The following is a 15,507-nucleotide window of genomic DNA, read 5'->3' as shown; positions in this document are numbered from 1 at the left end:
CATGTACGCAAACGACCTTTTGGCTGGCAAGAAAATCCTCATCACCGGCGGCGGCACGGGGCTGGGCAAGAGTATTGGCAAGCGCTACCTGGAGCTGGGCGCTGAGTTGGTGATCGCCGGGCGCCGCAAGGAAGTGCTTGAAGCGACTGCCGAAGAGTTCCGCGCTGCACTGCCGGGGGCACGTGTCGCCACCGTGCAAGCTGATGTGCGTGACGCTGAATCGGTCGAAGCCATGATGGAAGAGGTATGGCGCAGTGGCCCGTTGGATGTGTTGCTGTGCAACGCCGCCGCCAACTTCATCGCGCGCACCGAAACCTTGTCGCCGCGAGCAGTGGATGCGGTCTTGGACATTGTCCTGCACGGCAGCTTCTATTGTGCGATTGCAGCTGGCAAGCGCTGGATTGCTGAAGGGCGCCCGGGCAATGTGATCAGTACGGTGTCCACGCCAACCATGACGGGGTCGGCCTTCACCGCGCCCAGCGCAGCGGCCAAAGCTGGCGTGCTGGCCATGACCCGCAGCCTGGCCGTGGAGTGGGGGCCCAAGGGCATTCGTCTGAACTGCGTAGCACCGGGCCTGTTCCCCACCCCAGGTGCCTGGGAGCAGCTCTATCCGCCAGGTTCGCAGGTGGAGCCGCAGGAAAAGAGCGTGCCTTTGCGGCGCTTTGGCGACCACCGTGAGCTGGCTGACCTCTACAGCTACCTGGCTTGCGATGGTTCGTCCTACATCACGGGCGAAATGGTGGTGATTGATGGCGGGCGCTGGATGCAAGGGGTTGGCGGGCCCAGCTTCCGTGCCATGCAGGACTGGAATGAAGAGCAATGGCAAGCGATGCGCGGCCAGGGGCGCAGCTGACATGGCCGGGCCACTTTCCGGAATCAAGGTTGTCGAGCTTGCCGGCATCGGCCCAGGTCCGATGTGCGCCATGTTGTTGGCAGACCTGGGCGCAACGGTAATCCGCGTCGATCGTAAACAGCCGGCCAAGCTCGGTATCGAGCGTCCGCTGCAGTACAACACCCTGCTGCGCAACCGCTACGCGGTCGCCGTCGACCTCAAGGACCCGGCAGGGGTGGAGACAGTACTGCAATTGGTGGAACAAGCCGACGCACTGATCGAGGGTTTCCGCCCTGGGGTGACTGAACGCTTGGGCCTGGGCCCGGATGACTGCCTGGCGCGCAACCCACGCCTGGTGTACGGCCGGATGACCGGCTGGGGCCAGGACGGCCCGCTGGCCAAATATGCTGGGCATGACCTCAATTATCTGGCCTTGACCGGTATCCTCGATGCCATTGGTCGTGAAGGGCAACCGCCGAGCATCCCGTTGAATCTGGTGGGGGACTACGCGGGAGGGTCGCTGTATCTCGCGCTCGGTCTGCTGGCTGGCATCCTGGAGGCGCGTGGCTCGGGTAAAGGGCAGGTGGTTGATGCAGCCATCGTCGATGGGGCTGCACACTTGGCGAGCACCTTCTTTGGCATGCTGGCTGCTGGCATGTGGAAAGAGGGGCGGGGCACCAACATTACTGACAGTGGGTCACCGTTCTACGACTGCTACCTGTGTTCCGATGACAAGTTCATCAGCGTTGGCCCGATCGAAAGCAAGTTCTATGACGAGTTGCTGCGGCTGATGGACCTGGACCCGCAGCTCTTGGGCGATCAGATGGATCGCGAGGCGTGGGCCAATGCCAAGAAGGTGCTCGCCGCACGTTTCCGTACCCGAAGCCGTGATGAATGGGTGGCGGTGCTCGAGGCCAGCGATGCTTGTGCCACCGGCGTGCTGACGTTCTCTGAAGCCGCAGGGCACCCGCACTTGCGCGCCAGGGGCACGTTCATCGTGGTCGACGGTGTGACTCAACCTGCGCCAGCGCCCCGTTTTTCCCGCAGTGTGCCAGTTACGCCTTTCGCACCGCAGCCCATCACGCCAGCCAATACCGACGCCGCGTTGTCCGCCTGGTTCACCCCGGAGCGGGTTGAGCAATTGCGTGCCACCGGCATCATCGACTGAGGAAACCCCTATGGATTTGCGATTTACACCGGAAGAACTGGCTTTTCGCGATGAGGTCAGGGCTTTTCTGAAAACGGCAGTGCCGGCGTCGATTCGGCGCAAGGTTGAATATGGCCAGCGACTCTCGAAAGCAGAAATGGTCAGCTGGGTGCGAATCCTCAACGCCAAGGGCTGGGCCTGTCCGGCTTGGGCGCCCGAGTGGGGCGGCCAGGCCTGGAGTGCCACCCAGCACTACATCTTCAAGGAAGAGCTGCACATGGCGCCCGCGCCGGAGCCGATCTCTTTCAACATGAACATGATCGGCCCGGTTTTGATTGCATTCGGGACGCAAGCGCAGAAGGAACATTTCCTGCCGCGTGTGGCGAACATGGACTACTGGTTCTGCCAAGGGTTTTCCGAGCCTGGTTCAGGATCGGACCTTGCCTCATTGCGTACCAGCGCCGTACGTGAGGGTGATCACTATGTCCTCAATGGCCAGAAACTCTGGACCTCCACGGCCCATCATGCTGATTGGTGCTTCATGCTGGTGCGCACTGACGCTACGGCAAAGAAACAGCAGGGCATCAGTTTCCTGCTCCTGGACATGAAGACGCCTGGCATTTCAATTCGCCCGATTGTCACCCTCGATGGCCACCACGAAACCAACGAAATGTTCCTGGATAACGTTCGGGTTCCGGTGGCCAACCTGATTGGCGAGGAAAACCGCGGTTGGGATGTCGCCAAGTTCCTGCTCGGTAGCGAGCGCGGCGGCATCGCCCGGGTCGGCCTGTCGAAATTCCGCGTAAGACGGGCCAAGCAACTGGCTCGCAGCGTGGCCACGGGCGCAAGCGTTCTGGCGGACCAACCACGCTTTCGCGAACGGGTCGCGGCCTTGGAGGTTGAACTCAAGGCCCTGGAAATGACCCAGATGCGCGTTATCGCCGACAGCGAGAAGTACGGGCACACCCCAGACCCGCGCAGTTCGATCCTGAAAATGAAAGGCTCGCAACTGCAACAGGCGGCGACTGAGCTGTTGATGGAGGTGGCAGGCTACAACGCGATTGAGTACGACCAGGCGTTCGTGGTGGGTGAGCGCGAGGTACAGCATGACGATGATTGGGCGCGCACCATCGCGCCAAATTACTACTGGGTGCGCCATGTCTCCATTGTCGGGGGCTCCAACGAAATCCAGCACAACATCCTGGCCAAAACTCTGCTCGGACTCTAAGCATGAATTTCGATTTCAATGAAGAACAGCGCATGCTCAAGGACGCGGTCGACCGCCTGGTCGGCGACCGTTATGGCTTCGAGCAACGCGGTCGCTATCTGGACACGAAGGAAGGCTGGAGCCGGGAGCTGTGGGCTCGCTACGCCGACCTGGGCTTGCTGGGTCTGCCGTTTACCGAGGCCGATGGTGGCTTTGACGGTGGTCCAGCTGAAACCATGATTGTCATGGAAGCGGTGGGCCGCGGACTGTTGCTTGAGCCTTACCTGGCCAGCGTGGTGCTCGCCGGTGGGTTGTTGGCCAGTGCTGGCGATGCGCAGCAGCGGGCCGAGATCCTCCCACCCCTGATCGCCGGCGAGCGTCTGTTGGCTTTTGCCCACAGCGAAGCCCAGGCACGTTACGACTTGGCAGATGTCGCTACGCGGGCCCGCCGCGAGGGTGACCATTGGGTGCTCGATGGCTGCAAACGCTTTGTGTTGCATGGCGACTGTGCAGACCAGTTGATTATCTCCGCCCGCACCAGCGGTGAACGCCGGGACGCCGATGGCGTCGCGCTCTTCATCGTTGATGCCAAAACCGCAGGTGTTAGCCGCCGGGGTTACCAGACCCAGGATCGCCTTCGCGCTGCGGACATTACGCTTGATGGCGTGCGCCTGCCGCTGGCGGCGCTGCTGGGATCATCACGGCAGGCCTTGCCGCTGATCGAACAGGCGGTGGATCGCGCCGTGGCCGCGTTGTGCGCCGAGGCGGTCGGGGCCATGCAGCAGGCTTTCGACATGACGGTCGAGTACCTCAAGGTTCGCAAGCAGTTTGGGGTGTTGATCGGCTCGTTCCAGGCGCTGCAGCACAGCGCCGTGGACATGTTGGTAATGATCGAGCAGGCGCGCAGCATGGCCTATTACGCCAGCATGATGGTGAACGATGGCGACGCCCTTGAGCGTCGCCGTGCCATCGCTGCGGCCAAAGTGCAGATCAACCGTTCGGCACGCTTCGTGGCGCAACAGGCTGTGCAGTTGCACGGTGGAATCGGCGTCACCGAGGAATGTCAGGTGGGTCATTACATGCGCCGCCTGTCCATGATCGAAATACTGTTCGGCGATGCCGACCACCATTTGGCGCAACTGGCTAGCGATGGCGGCCTGATCGCCGCAGACGCTTGAATCGACGAGAGAACGCTATGAAACATGACGCAAACGATCCGTACCGTGAACTGCGTGACTCCCTGCGAGGCCTGTGTGGCGAATTTCCTGATGAATACTGGCGTCAGATCGACCATGCGCGGGTCTACCCTGAAGCGTTCGTCGACGCACTGACCAAGGCGGGTTGGATGGCCGCTTTGATTCCCGAAGAATACGGTGGTTCGGGGCTAGGGCTGGCTGAAGCCTCGGTGATCATGGAGGAGATCAACCGCAATGGCGGCAACTCCGGGTTCTGCCATGGCCAGATGTACAACATGAATACCCTGTTGCGTAATGGTTCCGACGCACAGAAACGCAAGTATCTGCCCAAGATCGCCAGTGGCGAATTGCGCCTTCAGTCCATGGCCGTGACCGAGCCTACCACCGGCACCGATACCACCAAGCTACGTACCACAGCGGTCAAGAAGGGTGATCGTTACGTGGTCAACGGGCAAAAGGTATGGATTTCCCGCGTCCAGCACTCGGACATGATGATCCTGCTGGCGCGTACCACGCCGCTGGCCGATGTGAAGAAAAAGTCCGAAGGCCTGTCCTGCTTCCTGGTCGACCTGCACGACGCCATCGGCAAAGGCCTGGATGTCCGGCCTATTCCCAATATGGTCAACCACGAGACCAACGAGCTGTTCTTCGATAACCTCGAGATCCCGGAGGAGAACCTGATTGGCGAGGAAGGCCAAGGGTTCAAGTACATTCTCGACGGGCTCAACGCCGAGCGCACCCTTATCGCCGCCGAATGCATCGGTGACGGCTACTGGTTTGTCGACCGTGCGACCCGGTATGCCAATGACCGTGTGGTGTTCGACCGGCCAATCGGGAAAAACCAGGGCATCCAGTTCCCCATCGCTGAAGCCTACATGGATATTCGGGCTGCCGACCTGATGCGTTACCGCGCCTGCGAGCTGTTTGACGCACATCAGCCGTGCGGGGCCGAGGCCAACATGGCCAAGCACTTGGCGGCTACTTCATCCTGGAAAGCGGCCAACGCTTGCCTGCAAACCCATGGCGGCTTCGGCTTTGCCTGTGAATACGATGTAGAGCGCAAGTTCCGCGAGACTCGCCTTTATCAGGTGGCCCCGATCTCCACCAACCTGATCCTGTCCTATGTAGCCGAGCACATCCTCGGTTTGCCACGGTCGTTTTGAGGGAGCTGGCATGAGCTACGAGAGCATTCTCTATGAGGTCAAGGACCGCATCGCCACCATCACCATCAATCGGCCTGACCAGCTCAACAGCTGGAATGACCAGGTGGCGACCGAAGTGTATGACGCCATGCAGGCGGCGGGAGCGGACAAGGGTGTGCGCGTGATTGTCTTCACCGGAGCCGGCAAGGCATTTTGTGCGGGTGGTGACATCAACAGCTTCGGCGGTGACCCCAACGGCCTGATGACCAAGCTGCCGCGGCCCTTCGACATGCGCAAGCGAGCCGACTGGCAGACGCGGTGCTCTTACTACCCGGCCATCCCCAAACCGGTGATCGCCATGCTCAATGGCGCCACTGTTGGCATCGGCCTGATCCATGCGTTGTTCTGTGATATTCGTTTCGCTGCCGAAGACGCCACGATCACCACTGCGTTCGCCCGGCGTGGCCTTACCGCTGAGTACGGCATGGCCTGGATCCTGGAGCACCATGTTGGCCAGGCTCATGCGCTGGACCTGTTGCTGTCCGGCCGCAAGATCAAGGGCGTGGAAGCACAACGCATGGGCTTGGTAAACCTCGCGGTGCCGGCCGAGCAACTGGCTGAGCATACCTATGCCTACGCTCGCGACCTGGCTCAGAACTGCTCACCACGCTCGATGCGCGTGATGAAGCAGCAGTTGTGGGAGGTGCCGTTCCAGACCTGCCATGAGGCCGTCATGAGCGCTGGTCTGGACATGCCCATTGCCAATCAGGGGCCGGATTACAAGGAGGGTATCGCCAGCTTCATGGAAAAGCGCCCACCGCAGTTCCCTGACGACGAATGCTAAGCGTACAAGGCCCAGCGCACCCCCGGTGCGTAACGGCACAACTGACAACAAGAGGAATACGCAATGAGTGGAATGGTTGAAGGCAAAGTGGTTGTAGTCACCGGCGCAGGTAACGGCATCGGCCGCGCCATCGCGCTGGCCATGGCCGCCGAGGGTGCACGTGTCGTGGTCAATGACCTGGGTTCGTCCGTGCATGGCGAGGGCCAGGATGCAGGGCCGGCCCAGCGCGTGGTCGACGAAATCAAGGCCGCTGGCGGTGAGGCGGTTGCCAGCACCGACAGCGTGGCGGGTTGGGACTCGGCACACCGTATCGTGCAGACCGCCATGGACACCTTCGGCCGTATCGACACGGTGGTGAACAACGCCGGTATCCTGCGCGACCGCATGTTCCATAAAATGGACGAGCAGGAATGGCAAGCTGTGCTCAACGTGCACCTCAACGGCTCGTTCTTCATGGCACGCGCAGCAGCGCCGCACTTCCGCAGCCAAAGCTCGGGTTGCTATATCCACATGACGTCCAATACCGGTCTGGTAGGGAACATCGGGCAGGTCAACTACGCAGCGGCGAAGATGGGGATCGTCGGTATGTCCAAGGCCATTGCGCTGGACATGGCCAACTTCGGCGTGCGTTCCAATTGCATCTCACCAGCTGCCTGGAGCCGCATGATTGGCGCGGTGCCCACCGATACGCCAGAGAAAAAACTGCAAGCCGAGCGCATGGAACGCATGATGCATCCATCGCGCCAAGCGCCACTGGCTGTGTTCCTGGCATCCGACCAGGCCCAGGATGTTTCTGGGCAAATTTTCTACGTGCGCGCCAATGAAATCATGTTGGTCAGCCAGCCTCGCGTAACCCGTTCGGTGCACCGTGACAACGGCTGGACCCCGCGCGATGTCGCCGAGCACGCCATTCCGGCCTTGCGCTCGAGCTTCCTGCCATTGCACCAGACCCATGACGTCTACAGCTGGGAACCGATCTGAGCCCTACGCGACCGATCCCCATCGGCGCCGCCGGTGGGGCGAGCCTGAGACCCGACTACGAGCTAACCCTATGCTGAACTATGAACGCGTCAAGCACTGGCCCATTGAAGAGGTCACGCGCACGTACACGGAGCGCGACACCATCCTTTATGCGCTGGGTCTGGGAGTTGGTGGCGACCCTATGGATCCTGTCCATCTGCGGTTCACCTTTGAGGAAGGACTTCAGGCGGTGCCAACCTTGGCGGCGGCGATTGCCTGGCCAAAGCCATGGATGACCAACCCCGAGACCGGTGTCAATTACCTGAAACTGGTACACGGCGAGCAAGACACCCGCTGGTTCATGCCGATGCCAGTGAGCGGCACGGTCATCAGCCGCACCCAGGTCAATCGCATCTGTGACAAAGGCGAAGGCAAGGGCGCGATCGTCGAGCTGCTGCGCGATATCATCGACGCGGCCAGCGGCGAGCGCATTGCCCAGACGCGCCAGGTGTCGTTCCTGCGTGGCGATGGCGGCTACACCGCCCAAGGTGGCCGCAGCGATGAGCCGCCGCAAAGCCTGCCAGCCGTGCCTGACCGCGCTCCGGATTTCGAGTATGAATTGCTCTCGCCTGCGCAGGCTGCGCTGATCTACAGGCTGTCTGGCGATGCCAACCCGTTGCATGCCGTCCCTGAAGTCGCCGCACGTGCGGGTTTCAAGCAACCAATCCTGCATGGCCTGGCCACCTACGGCATGGCCGCGTTCGCTGCAATCAAACGCTGCGCTGAAGGCGACGCCAGGCGGCTGAAGCGCATTGCCGCCCGTTTTACCTCGCCTGTGTATCCTGGCGAAACGCTGCGCTTTCAGTTCTGGAATGGCGAGGGTAGCCAAGTCCATCTGCGCGCTCGTGTCGACAGCCGCGATACCGTTGTGCTGAACAACGGCGTGATCGAGCTCGCCTGAGGAGTATGAGTCGATGAACTTTCAGCAAAGCAGCGAAGAACTGGCGTTTCGCCTGGAAGTTCGTGCCTTCGTAGAGCGCGAGCTACCGGCTGATATCCGTGATCGGGTGTTGGACTTTCAGCACCTGGGACGCGAGGATTACGTGCGTTGGCAGCGTATCTTGCAGCAACGGGGCTGGGGCGCGCCGGGCTGGCCGGTAGCCTTTGGCGGTACGGGTTGGACGGCTGCACAACGTAATATTTTCGATGAGGAGTGCTTCACGGCAGGTGCCCCCCGGCAAATGCCGTTCGGGTTGTCGATGGTGGCGCCGGTGCTGCAGAAATTTGGCACCCCGGAACAGCAAGCCCGGTTCCTTCCGCGCATCCTCGACATGAGCGACTGGTGGTGCCAGGGCTACTCCGAACCTGGTGCTGGCTCTGATCTGTCAGCGCTGCGCTGCCGCGCCGAAGTCAGTGGCGATGGGTACCGGGTCAATGGCCAGAAGATCTGGACCTCGTTCGCCCAGTGGGCAAACTGGATTTTCTGCCTGGTGCGTACCCATCATGAAGGCCGACAGCAGGAGGGCATCTCTTTCCTGCTGATCGACATGGCAAGCCCTGGTATCCAGGTACGCCCGATCAAGACGCTCGATGGCGGGCACGACGTCAACGAAGTGTTCTTCGATGATGTCTGGGTGCCCCGTGACAACCTGGTTGGCGAAGAGCACAAAGGCTGGGGAATCGCTAAATACCTGCTCGGGCATGAGCGCACCAACATCGCCGGTCTAGGCAACTGCAAGCGCTTCATGCGCCGACTGCGGGAGATCGCTGCCAGTAGCCAGAAGAAGGGCCGCCCGCTGCTTGAAGATGTTCGGTTTCGGGACAAGGTGGCCGCTATCGAGATGGAACTGCACGCCCATGAATGGTCACTGCTGCGTTTGATCGACCAGGAGGGCAAGGGCCAGGGCAAAGGGATTGAGGCTTCGCTGCTGAAAATCCGTGGGTCCGAGATACAGCAGCGGCTGACCGAGCTGATCATGGAGTGCGCAGGCCCTTACGCGGTGCCGTTCGTACCCCAGGCGCTGGAGGGTGATACGCAGGTCGATACTGCCAATGGGCAACTGCTCAATGCGTTGGCATCGCACTACCTGGACTGGCGCAAGATCTCGATCTACGGCGGCTCCACGGAAGTGCAGAAGAACATTATTGGCAAATTGACCCTTGGCTTGTGACCGGCGCTAACGCCCTGGAGGTTTTGCAATGGACTTCTCCCTCGATGAAGAGCAACAGATGCTCGCCGACATGGTCGCTCGCTTTGTCGAGCGTCAGTATGAGTTTGAGACCCGCCGCACCCTGGCCCAAAGCCCGCGAGGCTGGTCCGAGGACAACTGGTCGTCCTTGGCTGAAACGGGTCTGCTGGCCCTTGGCCTGGATGAGCAATATGGCGGTCTTGGTGCCGGCGCCGAAGAAACCCTGGTGGTGATGGAGGCCTTCGGTCGCGGACTGGTACTGGAACCCTTTCTCGCCACCGCGCTGGTGGGGGGGCCGTTGCTCCAGCGGGTGGGCAGCGCGCAGCATAAAGAGCGGTTGCTGCCTTTGCTGGCGCGCGGCGAGTGCCGCGTCAGCCTCGCTGCACTTGAGCCACAAAGCCGCTTTGACCTGGCGGATGTGACGTGCCAAGCCAGTGAAACGGGCACTGGCTATCGTTTGAACGGACGCAAGAGCGTGGTTTCACACGGTGACTCTGCCCACTGGTTGATCGTTTCGGCCAGAACCCGCGGGGTGCAGGACGACCATGATGGTATCAGCCTGTTCCTGGTTGAAGCAGGGTCGCCTGGTGTCAACGTGCGCAGCTTTGCGGGGCTGGATGGTCAGCGCGTTGCTGAAATAGAACTGTCCGACGTCAGCGTGAGCCGGGAGGCGCTGTTGGGCGTTGAGCACAAGGGGTTGGCGGATCTTGAGTGGGCAGCAGACCGAGCTTGCTTTGCCTTGTGCGCAGAAGCGGTTGGATGCATGGACCGCTTGATTGAGTTGACAGTCGAGTACTTGCAGACGCGCAAGCAATTCGGCAAACCCATTGGCAGTTTCCAGGCGTTGCAGCATCGTGTGGCAGAGATGCTTGGTCTGAGTGAGCAGGCGCGGTCCATTACCCATTATGCCGCCGCCAACCTCGACAATGCCCGTGCCGATGAGCGTGCGCGGGCGGTATCAGCGGCCAAGACACTGGTGGGGCGCGCGGGTAGGGTTATCGGGCAGCAGGCCACCCAGTTGCATGGTGGCATGGGCATGACTGATGAACTGGCGGCCGGTTGGTACTTCAAGCGTCTGACCACGATCGATATGAGTTGGGGGGATAGCGATCACCACACCGAGCGATATGGTTCGCTGATGTAGCCGCGGCTGCGCCTTGTTCGTACGCACAAATACACCGGGCCGCCTAGCGGCCCGGTTTGCGTTGGAGGTGAATTCGCAGGGTTTAGCGGAGCATCGCCAGACTCGCAGAGGGGGTGTTGCAGGTATAAGGCTGGGCATGACATGCCGCGATGCGTGCTCGCAGTTCCATCTGTCGAGCTTCGACGACAAAGTGGGCGACGATGACCAGTGCGAAAACCGACAGCGAAAGGCTCAAGGGTAAAGATAGCTTCATGTCGTTTATACCTGCTTCTGAGCAGTGTTATTGGAATGGGTAGCGCCTGTCCCTCGGTCAGGATGCGTGGTCCCTTGGAGGGCAGGTCAGGCGCTATCCGGATCTTGCCACAGCATCAAAGTAAACTGAACGCTGTTTGTAAATATAAATAGCATGTGTGCGCAGACCTGCCAGCAGCAGAAGACGAATGGTCGCGATGCGTGCTGTTCAACCGTATCAGAAGGTTTGACAACCCTCCGAACTTTGTTCAACATCATGAATAACGTTCGTATAGATGCGAGGTTGCGATGAAAGTTCTGGTAGCTGTGAAGCGTGTGGTCGACTACAACGTCAAGGTTCGCGTCAAAGCGGATAACTCGGGCGTCGACCTGGCCAACGTCAAGATGGCCCTGAACCCGTTTTGCGAAATTGCGGTAGAAGAAGCGGTTCGTCTGAAAGAAAAAGGGGTGGCCACTGAAGTCATCGTGGTCAGCGTGGGTTCAAATGTTGCCCAGGAACAATTGCGTACCGCGTTGGCCCTGGGTGCTGACCGGGCCATCCTGGTTGAAGCGGGCGACGACCTCGGCTCCCTGGCTATCGCCAAAGCGCTCAAGGCAGTGGTGGACAAGGAGCAGCCGCAGCTGGTGATCCTCGGCAAGCAAGCCATTGACAGCGACAACAACCAGACCGGTCAAATGCTGGCTGCGCTCAGCGGGTACCCTCAAGGCACCTTCGCTTCGAAGGTCGAGATCGCTGGCGACACACTCAACGTTACCCGCGAAATTGATGGCGGCCTGCAGACGGTGGCCCTGAAACTGCCAGCGATCGTTACCACCGATCTGCGCCTTAACGAGCCACGCTATGCCTCGCTGCCCAACATCATGAAGGCCAAGAAAAAACCACTGGAAACTGTAACGCCAGATGCACTGGGCGTGGCCCTGACGACAACCTTGCAGACTGTCAAGGTCGAGGCCCCTGCGGTACGCGGTGCGGGTATCAAGGTCAAGTCGGTGGCTGAACTGGTCGAGAAACTGAAAAACGAAGCGAAGGTAATCTGAATGACTATCCTGGTTATCGCTGAACATGAGAACGGCGCCGTAGCACCGGCCACCCTCAACACGGTTGCAGCTGCCGCCCAGATTGGTGGTGATGTGCACATACTGGTCGCAGGCCAGAACGTCGGTGGTGTCGCTGAAAGTGCTGCCACGATTGCTGACGTGGCGAAGGTCCTGGTTGCCGACCATCCTGCCTACGCCCACCGGCTGCCTGAAAATCTTGCGCCGCTTGTCGTCGAGCTGGCGCCAGCGTACAGCCATGTGCTCGCCCCGGCGACCACCAACGGCAAGAACGTGTTGCCCCGTGTCGCAGCGCTGCTGGACGTAGACCAGATCTCTGAAATCACCGCGGTCGTATCGGCCGACACCTTCCAGCGCCCGGTGTATGCGGGTAACGCCATCGCGACCGTGCAGTCGAGCGCCGCAGTGAAGGTGATCACCGTGCGCAGCACTGGGTTTGATGCAGTGGCCGGGCAGGGCGGTCGTGCCAGTGTTGAAATCGTCAATGCTGTGCATGATGCAGGCACTTCTACCTTCCTTGAAGAAACATTGGCCAAGTCCGATCGCCCCGAACTGACCGCAGCAAAAATCGTCGTTTCTGGCGGCCGCGGTATGGGCAACGGCGACAACTTCAAGCACCTCTACAGCCTCGCCGATACACTCGGCGCTGCGGTGGGTGCATCGCGTGCTGCAGTCGATGCGGGTTTTGTACCTAACGACATGCAGGTGGGCCAAACCGGCAAGATCGTCGCGCCGCAGCTGTACATCGCCGTAGGCATCTCAGGTGCCATTCAGCACCTGGCCGGCATGAAAGATTCCAAGGTGATTGTCGCGATCAACAAAGACGAAGAGGCGCCGATTTTCCAGGTGGCTGATTACGGCCTGGTCGCTGACCTGTTCGAGGCTGTACCGGAGTTGGCCGCAAGCCTAAAGTGATGAACCCGGGCGTCGCAGGATTTCAGTAAACTGTGTACGCCCCTTCAGGTGGGGCAGATCCCTGCACCTTGCACGGTTGCCAGGCTGCCCACCCAGGCCTCATCAGCAAAAGAGATAATAATGAAGACACTCGGTGAGTTGCTGGAACGCAACGCGCGCCTGTTTCCCCATCAAGAGGCGGTGGTCTACGACGATCGCCGCATCACCTATGTGCAATTGCTGGAACGTGCCCGCAGATTGTCATCTGCACTTTATGTGCGCGGCATGCGCCATCAAGACCGCGTCGCGGTCCTGGCGATGAATTGCAACGAGTATTTCGACGTATACGGCGCGTGCCAGCTGACCGGTTACATCTGCGCAACTGTCAATTTTCGGCTTGCTGCCCCTGAGATCGAATACATCCTGCAGGACAGCGCCCCCCGGGTATTGGTATTTGAAGACCAATACGCCGATGTGATCGACGGGCTGCGGCCGCAATTGAAGTCTGTTGAACACTATCTGTGCATAGGCGCTGCCTGCCCGCCCTGGGCGCAGCCTTATGAGGTGGTGATGGCCGAGGCGGATACCGCCGGCGCCCCGTTGCGCGCGACGGCTGAGGATATCGTCCATCTGGTCTACACCAGTGGCACCACGGGGCGCCCCAAAGGTGCGGCGCGTAGCCAGCGTGGCGACCTTGCATTGGCGCAGAATCAGGCCGAGGTCATGGATGTGCGCATCAACGGCCGTGTCTTGGTGATGATGCCCATGTTCCATGCTGGCGGTATTTCAATGATGCTGTCGGAGTTCTGGCATGCTGGCTGCGTCGTGCTGCACCGCAAGTTCGATGCCCGCGAGGTGCTACGAACCATAGAGCGCGAGCGTGTAGTCACCGTGCACATGGCACCGACCATCGTGCAACAGGTGCTGGACCTGCCGGACATCCGCGATTACGACTTGTCCAGCCTGGAAACCATCCTGTATGCCGCTGCCCCGATGCCTGTGGCTGTGCTGCGTCGCGGTGTCGAGCTGCTCGGGCCGATCTTCGTCAACTCCTGGGGTATGACTGAAACCAGCGGTACCGTCTTGCCCCGTCATCTCCACAAGCTAGAAGGTAACGAGGATGACCTGCGACGGCTGGGCTCAATAGGCCAGGCCATGGCCTATTGCGACATCCGCATTGTCGATGACCACGAGCAGGATTGCCCCGACGGTACGCCTGGCGAGATCTGGATCCGCTCGCCTGCCAACCTGGCTTACTACTGGAACAACAACGCAGCCACGTTGGACGCGCTGCGCGATGGCTGGTTGCGCACAGGGGATATGGCCTGGCGTGACGAGCAAGGCTTTTTGTACTTGGTCGACCGCAAGAAGGACATGATCATTTCCGGCGGTGAGAATATCTATTGCCAGGAAGTCGAGCAGGCGCTGATGTTCCATCCGCAGGTTGGCGACGCTGCAGTCATCGGCGTTGCACATGAAAAGTGGGGGGAGACCGTAAAGGCTATCGTGGTCCTCAAGGACGGTGCCGAGTTAACCGCCGATGAGCTCATCGAGTACTCCGGTACGCGCATCGCGCGTTACAAGCGGCCCACCAGCGTGGATTTCGTGGCCGAACTCCCGCGCTTGCCCAGTGGCAAGGTCAATAAAATTGCGCTGCGGCAGTTGTTTTCTGCATAACTAGCTGAGGCTGCGCTACCGTTGGAGCTCCCCCGGCGGTAGTCCCGGTCACCCGACGTGGGCACGGGCTGGGGCTGCGATCTGTCTACCCGTTGGGTAGTGCTCGAGCATGAAATCGACGAACGCGTGGATCTTGCTCGACGCCCTCCGGCCTTGCGGGTATAGCAGCTCCATGGTCGGCGCAGTCATGGCCCAGTCCGGGAGCACCTGGCAAAGCGCGCCACTGCGCAAGTGCTCCTCCAGATAAAACCCCATGCCTTGCATGATGCCCTGCCCATCGAGCGCCGCCTCGATCTGGATGCACCCTTGGGTGATGGACAGGCTGCACGGCAGGTCCAGTGTCTTGCGATGCCCATGCTGCTCGAAAGCCCATGGGTGCATGCGACCGGTCCTGGTGTTTCTATAGCTGATGCAGGCATGTTCAAGCAGGTCTTCTGGAACTTGCGGCATCTTGCACGTCGCAAGGTACCGAGGCGAGGCGACCGTGAGCAGCGGGGTATGGCCAAGCTGACGGGCGATCATGCTCGAGTCGCCTAATGGGCCGAGGCGCAGGATCACATCGTGTTGGCTTTCGACCGTGTCGTAAAGCTGCTCGGAGTCTGAAAAGTCGAGTTGGATATCCGGGTAGCGGCTGCGAAACAGCGAAAGTAAAGGCACCACCAGGTACTGGCTGATGATGCTTGGCGCATCGACCCGTAGCCGCCCACGGGGCTGCACGTGCGAGCCGGCCAGCAAAGACTCGACGTCGGCGATCTCGTCATGCAGATGGCGGCAATGCGCATAGTAGATCGTACCTTCATCGGTGAGGTTGATGCGCCGTGTGGTACGGTTCAGCAGCCGCACCGCCAAGGTGCGCTCAAGGTTGCTCAGATGGGTGGAAACCATCGAGGGGGAAAGGCCCAATGCAGTTGCTGCACTGCTGAGGCTGCCGTGATCGACGACAGCCATGAAAACTTCCATGCAGCGC

At 60.5% G+C, this 15,507-nt stretch carries 14 protein-coding genes; 13 read left to right on the top strand and 1 reads right to left on the bottom strand.

From position 1 onward, the window contains the following. The first annotated feature begins 1 nt into the window (after nucleotide 1). From SB765_RS04210 to SB765_RS04150, 13 genes are all read left to right on the top strand, one after another. The gene (locus SB765_RS04210) at nucleotides 2-853 is read left to right on the top strand and encodes an SDR family oxidoreductase (protein ID WP_341798499.1); all 852 of its coding nucleotides are present in this window, start codon (nucleotides 2-4) and stop codon (nucleotides 851-853) included. Between the two features lies 1 nt (nucleotide 854). Beyond that, nucleotides 855-2,000 (top strand): CaiB/BaiF CoA transferase family protein, encoded by a 1,146-nt coding sequence (locus SB765_RS04205; RefSeq protein WP_341798500.1) that lies wholly within the window; start codon nucleotides 855-857, stop codon nucleotides 1,998-2,000. 10 nt (nucleotides 2,001-2,010) lie between these two features. Further along, nucleotides 2,011-3,207: an acyl-CoA dehydrogenase family protein gene (locus SB765_RS04200; protein WP_341798501.1), complete on the top strand. Its 1,197-nt coding sequence runs from the start codon at nucleotides 2,011-2,013 to the stop codon at nucleotides 3,205-3,207. A 2-nt stretch (nucleotides 3,208-3,209) separates the two neighbouring features. Then, a complete protein-coding gene (locus SB765_RS04195; protein ID WP_410910240.1) occupies nucleotides 3,210-4,364 on the top strand; it encodes an acyl-CoA dehydrogenase family protein in 1,155 nt (384 codons plus the stop codon). A gap of 17 nt (nucleotides 4,365-4,381) precedes the next feature. Beyond that, nucleotides 4,382-5,545, top strand: coding sequence for an acyl-CoA dehydrogenase family protein (locus SB765_RS04190; protein ID WP_341798503.1), 1,164 nt, complete (start codon nucleotides 4,382-4,384; stop codon nucleotides 5,543-5,545). A 10-nt stretch (nucleotides 5,546-5,555) separates the two neighbouring features. Then, nucleotides 5,556-6,368 carry an enoyl-CoA hydratase gene (locus SB765_RS04185; RefSeq protein ID WP_410930973.1) on the top strand — a complete coding sequence of 271 codons (813 nt, stop codon included), beginning with the start codon at nucleotides 5,556-5,558 and terminating at the stop codon, nucleotides 6,366-6,368. Nucleotides 6,369-6,431: 63 nt separating this feature from the next. Further along, the gene (locus SB765_RS04180) at nucleotides 6,432-7,349 is read left to right on the top strand and encodes an SDR family NAD(P)-dependent oxidoreductase (RefSeq protein WP_341798505.1); all 918 of its coding nucleotides are present in this window, start codon (nucleotides 6,432-6,434) and stop codon (nucleotides 7,347-7,349) included. 70 nt (nucleotides 7,350-7,419) lie between these two features. After that, nucleotides 7,420-8,289 (top strand): MaoC/PaaZ C-terminal domain-containing protein, encoded by an 870-nt coding sequence (locus SB765_RS04175; protein WP_410930972.1) that lies wholly within the window; start codon nucleotides 7,420-7,422, stop codon nucleotides 8,287-8,289. A gap of 13 nt (nucleotides 8,290-8,302) precedes the next feature. Beyond that, nucleotides 8,303-9,499: an acyl-CoA dehydrogenase family protein gene (locus SB765_RS04170; protein ID WP_410910242.1), complete on the top strand. Its 1,197-nt coding sequence runs from the start codon at nucleotides 8,303-8,305 to the stop codon at nucleotides 9,497-9,499. A gap of 28 nt (nucleotides 9,500-9,527) precedes the next feature. Then, nucleotides 9,528-10,661 carry an acyl-CoA dehydrogenase gene (locus SB765_RS04165; protein WP_341798508.1) on the top strand — a complete coding sequence of 378 codons (1,134 nt, stop codon included), beginning with the start codon at nucleotides 9,528-9,530 and terminating at the stop codon, nucleotides 10,659-10,661. A gap of 540 nt (nucleotides 10,662-11,201) precedes the next feature. Further along, nucleotides 11,202-11,951 (top strand): electron transfer flavoprotein subunit beta/FixA family protein, encoded by a 750-nt coding sequence (locus SB765_RS04160; RefSeq protein WP_341798509.1) that lies wholly within the window; start codon nucleotides 11,202-11,204, stop codon nucleotides 11,949-11,951. After that, entirely contained in the window at nucleotides 11,952-12,884 is a 933-nt protein-coding gene (locus tag SB765_RS04155; protein ID WP_410910243.1) for an electron transfer flavoprotein subunit alpha/FixB family protein, read from the top strand. 120 nt (nucleotides 12,885-13,004) lie between these two features. Beyond that, on the top strand, nucleotides 13,005-14,540 hold the full coding sequence (locus SB765_RS04150; RefSeq protein WP_410910244.1) for an acyl-CoA synthetase: 1,536 nt from the start codon (nucleotides 13,005-13,007) through the stop codon (nucleotides 14,538-14,540). Nucleotides 14,541-14,588: 48 nt separating this feature from the next. Here SB765_RS04150 and SB765_RS04145 read toward each other — a convergent pair whose 3' ends face one another. After that, nucleotides 14,589-15,500, bottom strand: coding sequence for a LysR family transcriptional regulator (locus tag SB765_RS04145; protein WP_341798876.1), 912 nt, complete (start codon nucleotides 15,498-15,500; stop codon nucleotides 14,589-14,591). Nucleotides 15,501-15,507: the final 7 nt, after the last annotated feature.

The sequence above is a fragment of the Pseudomonas sp. SIMBA_067 genome (assembly GCF_046534675.1).
In the GTDB taxonomy this organism is placed as follows: Bacteria; Pseudomonadota; Gammaproteobacteria; order Pseudomonadales; family Pseudomonadaceae; genus Aquipseudomonas; species Aquipseudomonas putida.
This window is presented reverse-complemented; position numbering and strand designations above follow the sequence as displayed.

Bases quoted from the DNA above. Each gene is read 5' to 3' on its own strand.
- SB765_RS04210 (WP_341798499.1), top strand. From the start codon at position 2: ATGTACGCAAACGACCTTTTGGCTGGCAAGAAAATCCTCATCACCGGC.
- SB765_RS04205 (WP_341798500.1), top strand. From the start codon at position 855: ATGGCCGGGCCACTTTCCGGAATCAAGGTTGTCGAGCTTGCCGGCATC.
- SB765_RS04200 (WP_341798501.1), top strand. From the start codon at position 2,011: ATGGATTTGCGATTTACACCGGAAGAACTGGCTTTTCGCGATGAGGTC.
- SB765_RS04195 (WP_410910240.1), top strand. From the start codon at position 3,210: ATGAATTTCGATTTCAATGAAGAACAGCGCATGCTCAAGGACGCGGTC.
- SB765_RS04190 (WP_341798503.1), top strand. From the start codon at position 4,382: ATGAAACATGACGCAAACGATCCGTACCGTGAACTGCGTGACTCCCTG.
- SB765_RS04185 (WP_410930973.1), top strand. From the start codon at position 5,556: ATGAGCTACGAGAGCATTCTCTATGAGGTCAAGGACCGCATCGCCACC.
- SB765_RS04180 (WP_341798505.1), top strand. From the start codon at position 6,432: ATGAGTGGAATGGTTGAAGGCAAAGTGGTTGTAGTCACCGGCGCAGGT.
- SB765_RS04175 (WP_410930972.1), top strand. From the start codon at position 7,420: ATGCTGAACTATGAACGCGTCAAGCACTGGCCCATTGAAGAGGTCACG.
- SB765_RS04170 (WP_410910242.1), top strand. From the start codon at position 8,303: ATGAACTTTCAGCAAAGCAGCGAAGAACTGGCGTTTCGCCTGGAAGTT.
- SB765_RS04165 (WP_341798508.1), top strand. From the start codon at position 9,528: ATGGACTTCTCCCTCGATGAAGAGCAACAGATGCTCGCCGACATGGTC.
- SB765_RS04160 (WP_341798509.1), top strand. From the start codon at position 11,202: ATGAAAGTTCTGGTAGCTGTGAAGCGTGTGGTCGACTACAACGTCAAG.
- SB765_RS04155 (WP_410910243.1), top strand. From the start codon at position 11,952: ATGACTATCCTGGTTATCGCTGAACATGAGAACGGCGCCGTAGCACCG.
- SB765_RS04150 (WP_410910244.1), top strand. From the start codon at position 13,005: ATGAAGACACTCGGTGAGTTGCTGGAACGCAACGCGCGCCTGTTTCCC.
- SB765_RS04145 (WP_341798876.1), bottom strand. From the start codon at position 15,500: ATGGAAGTTTTCATGGCTGTCGTCGATCACGGCAGCCTCAGCAGTGCA.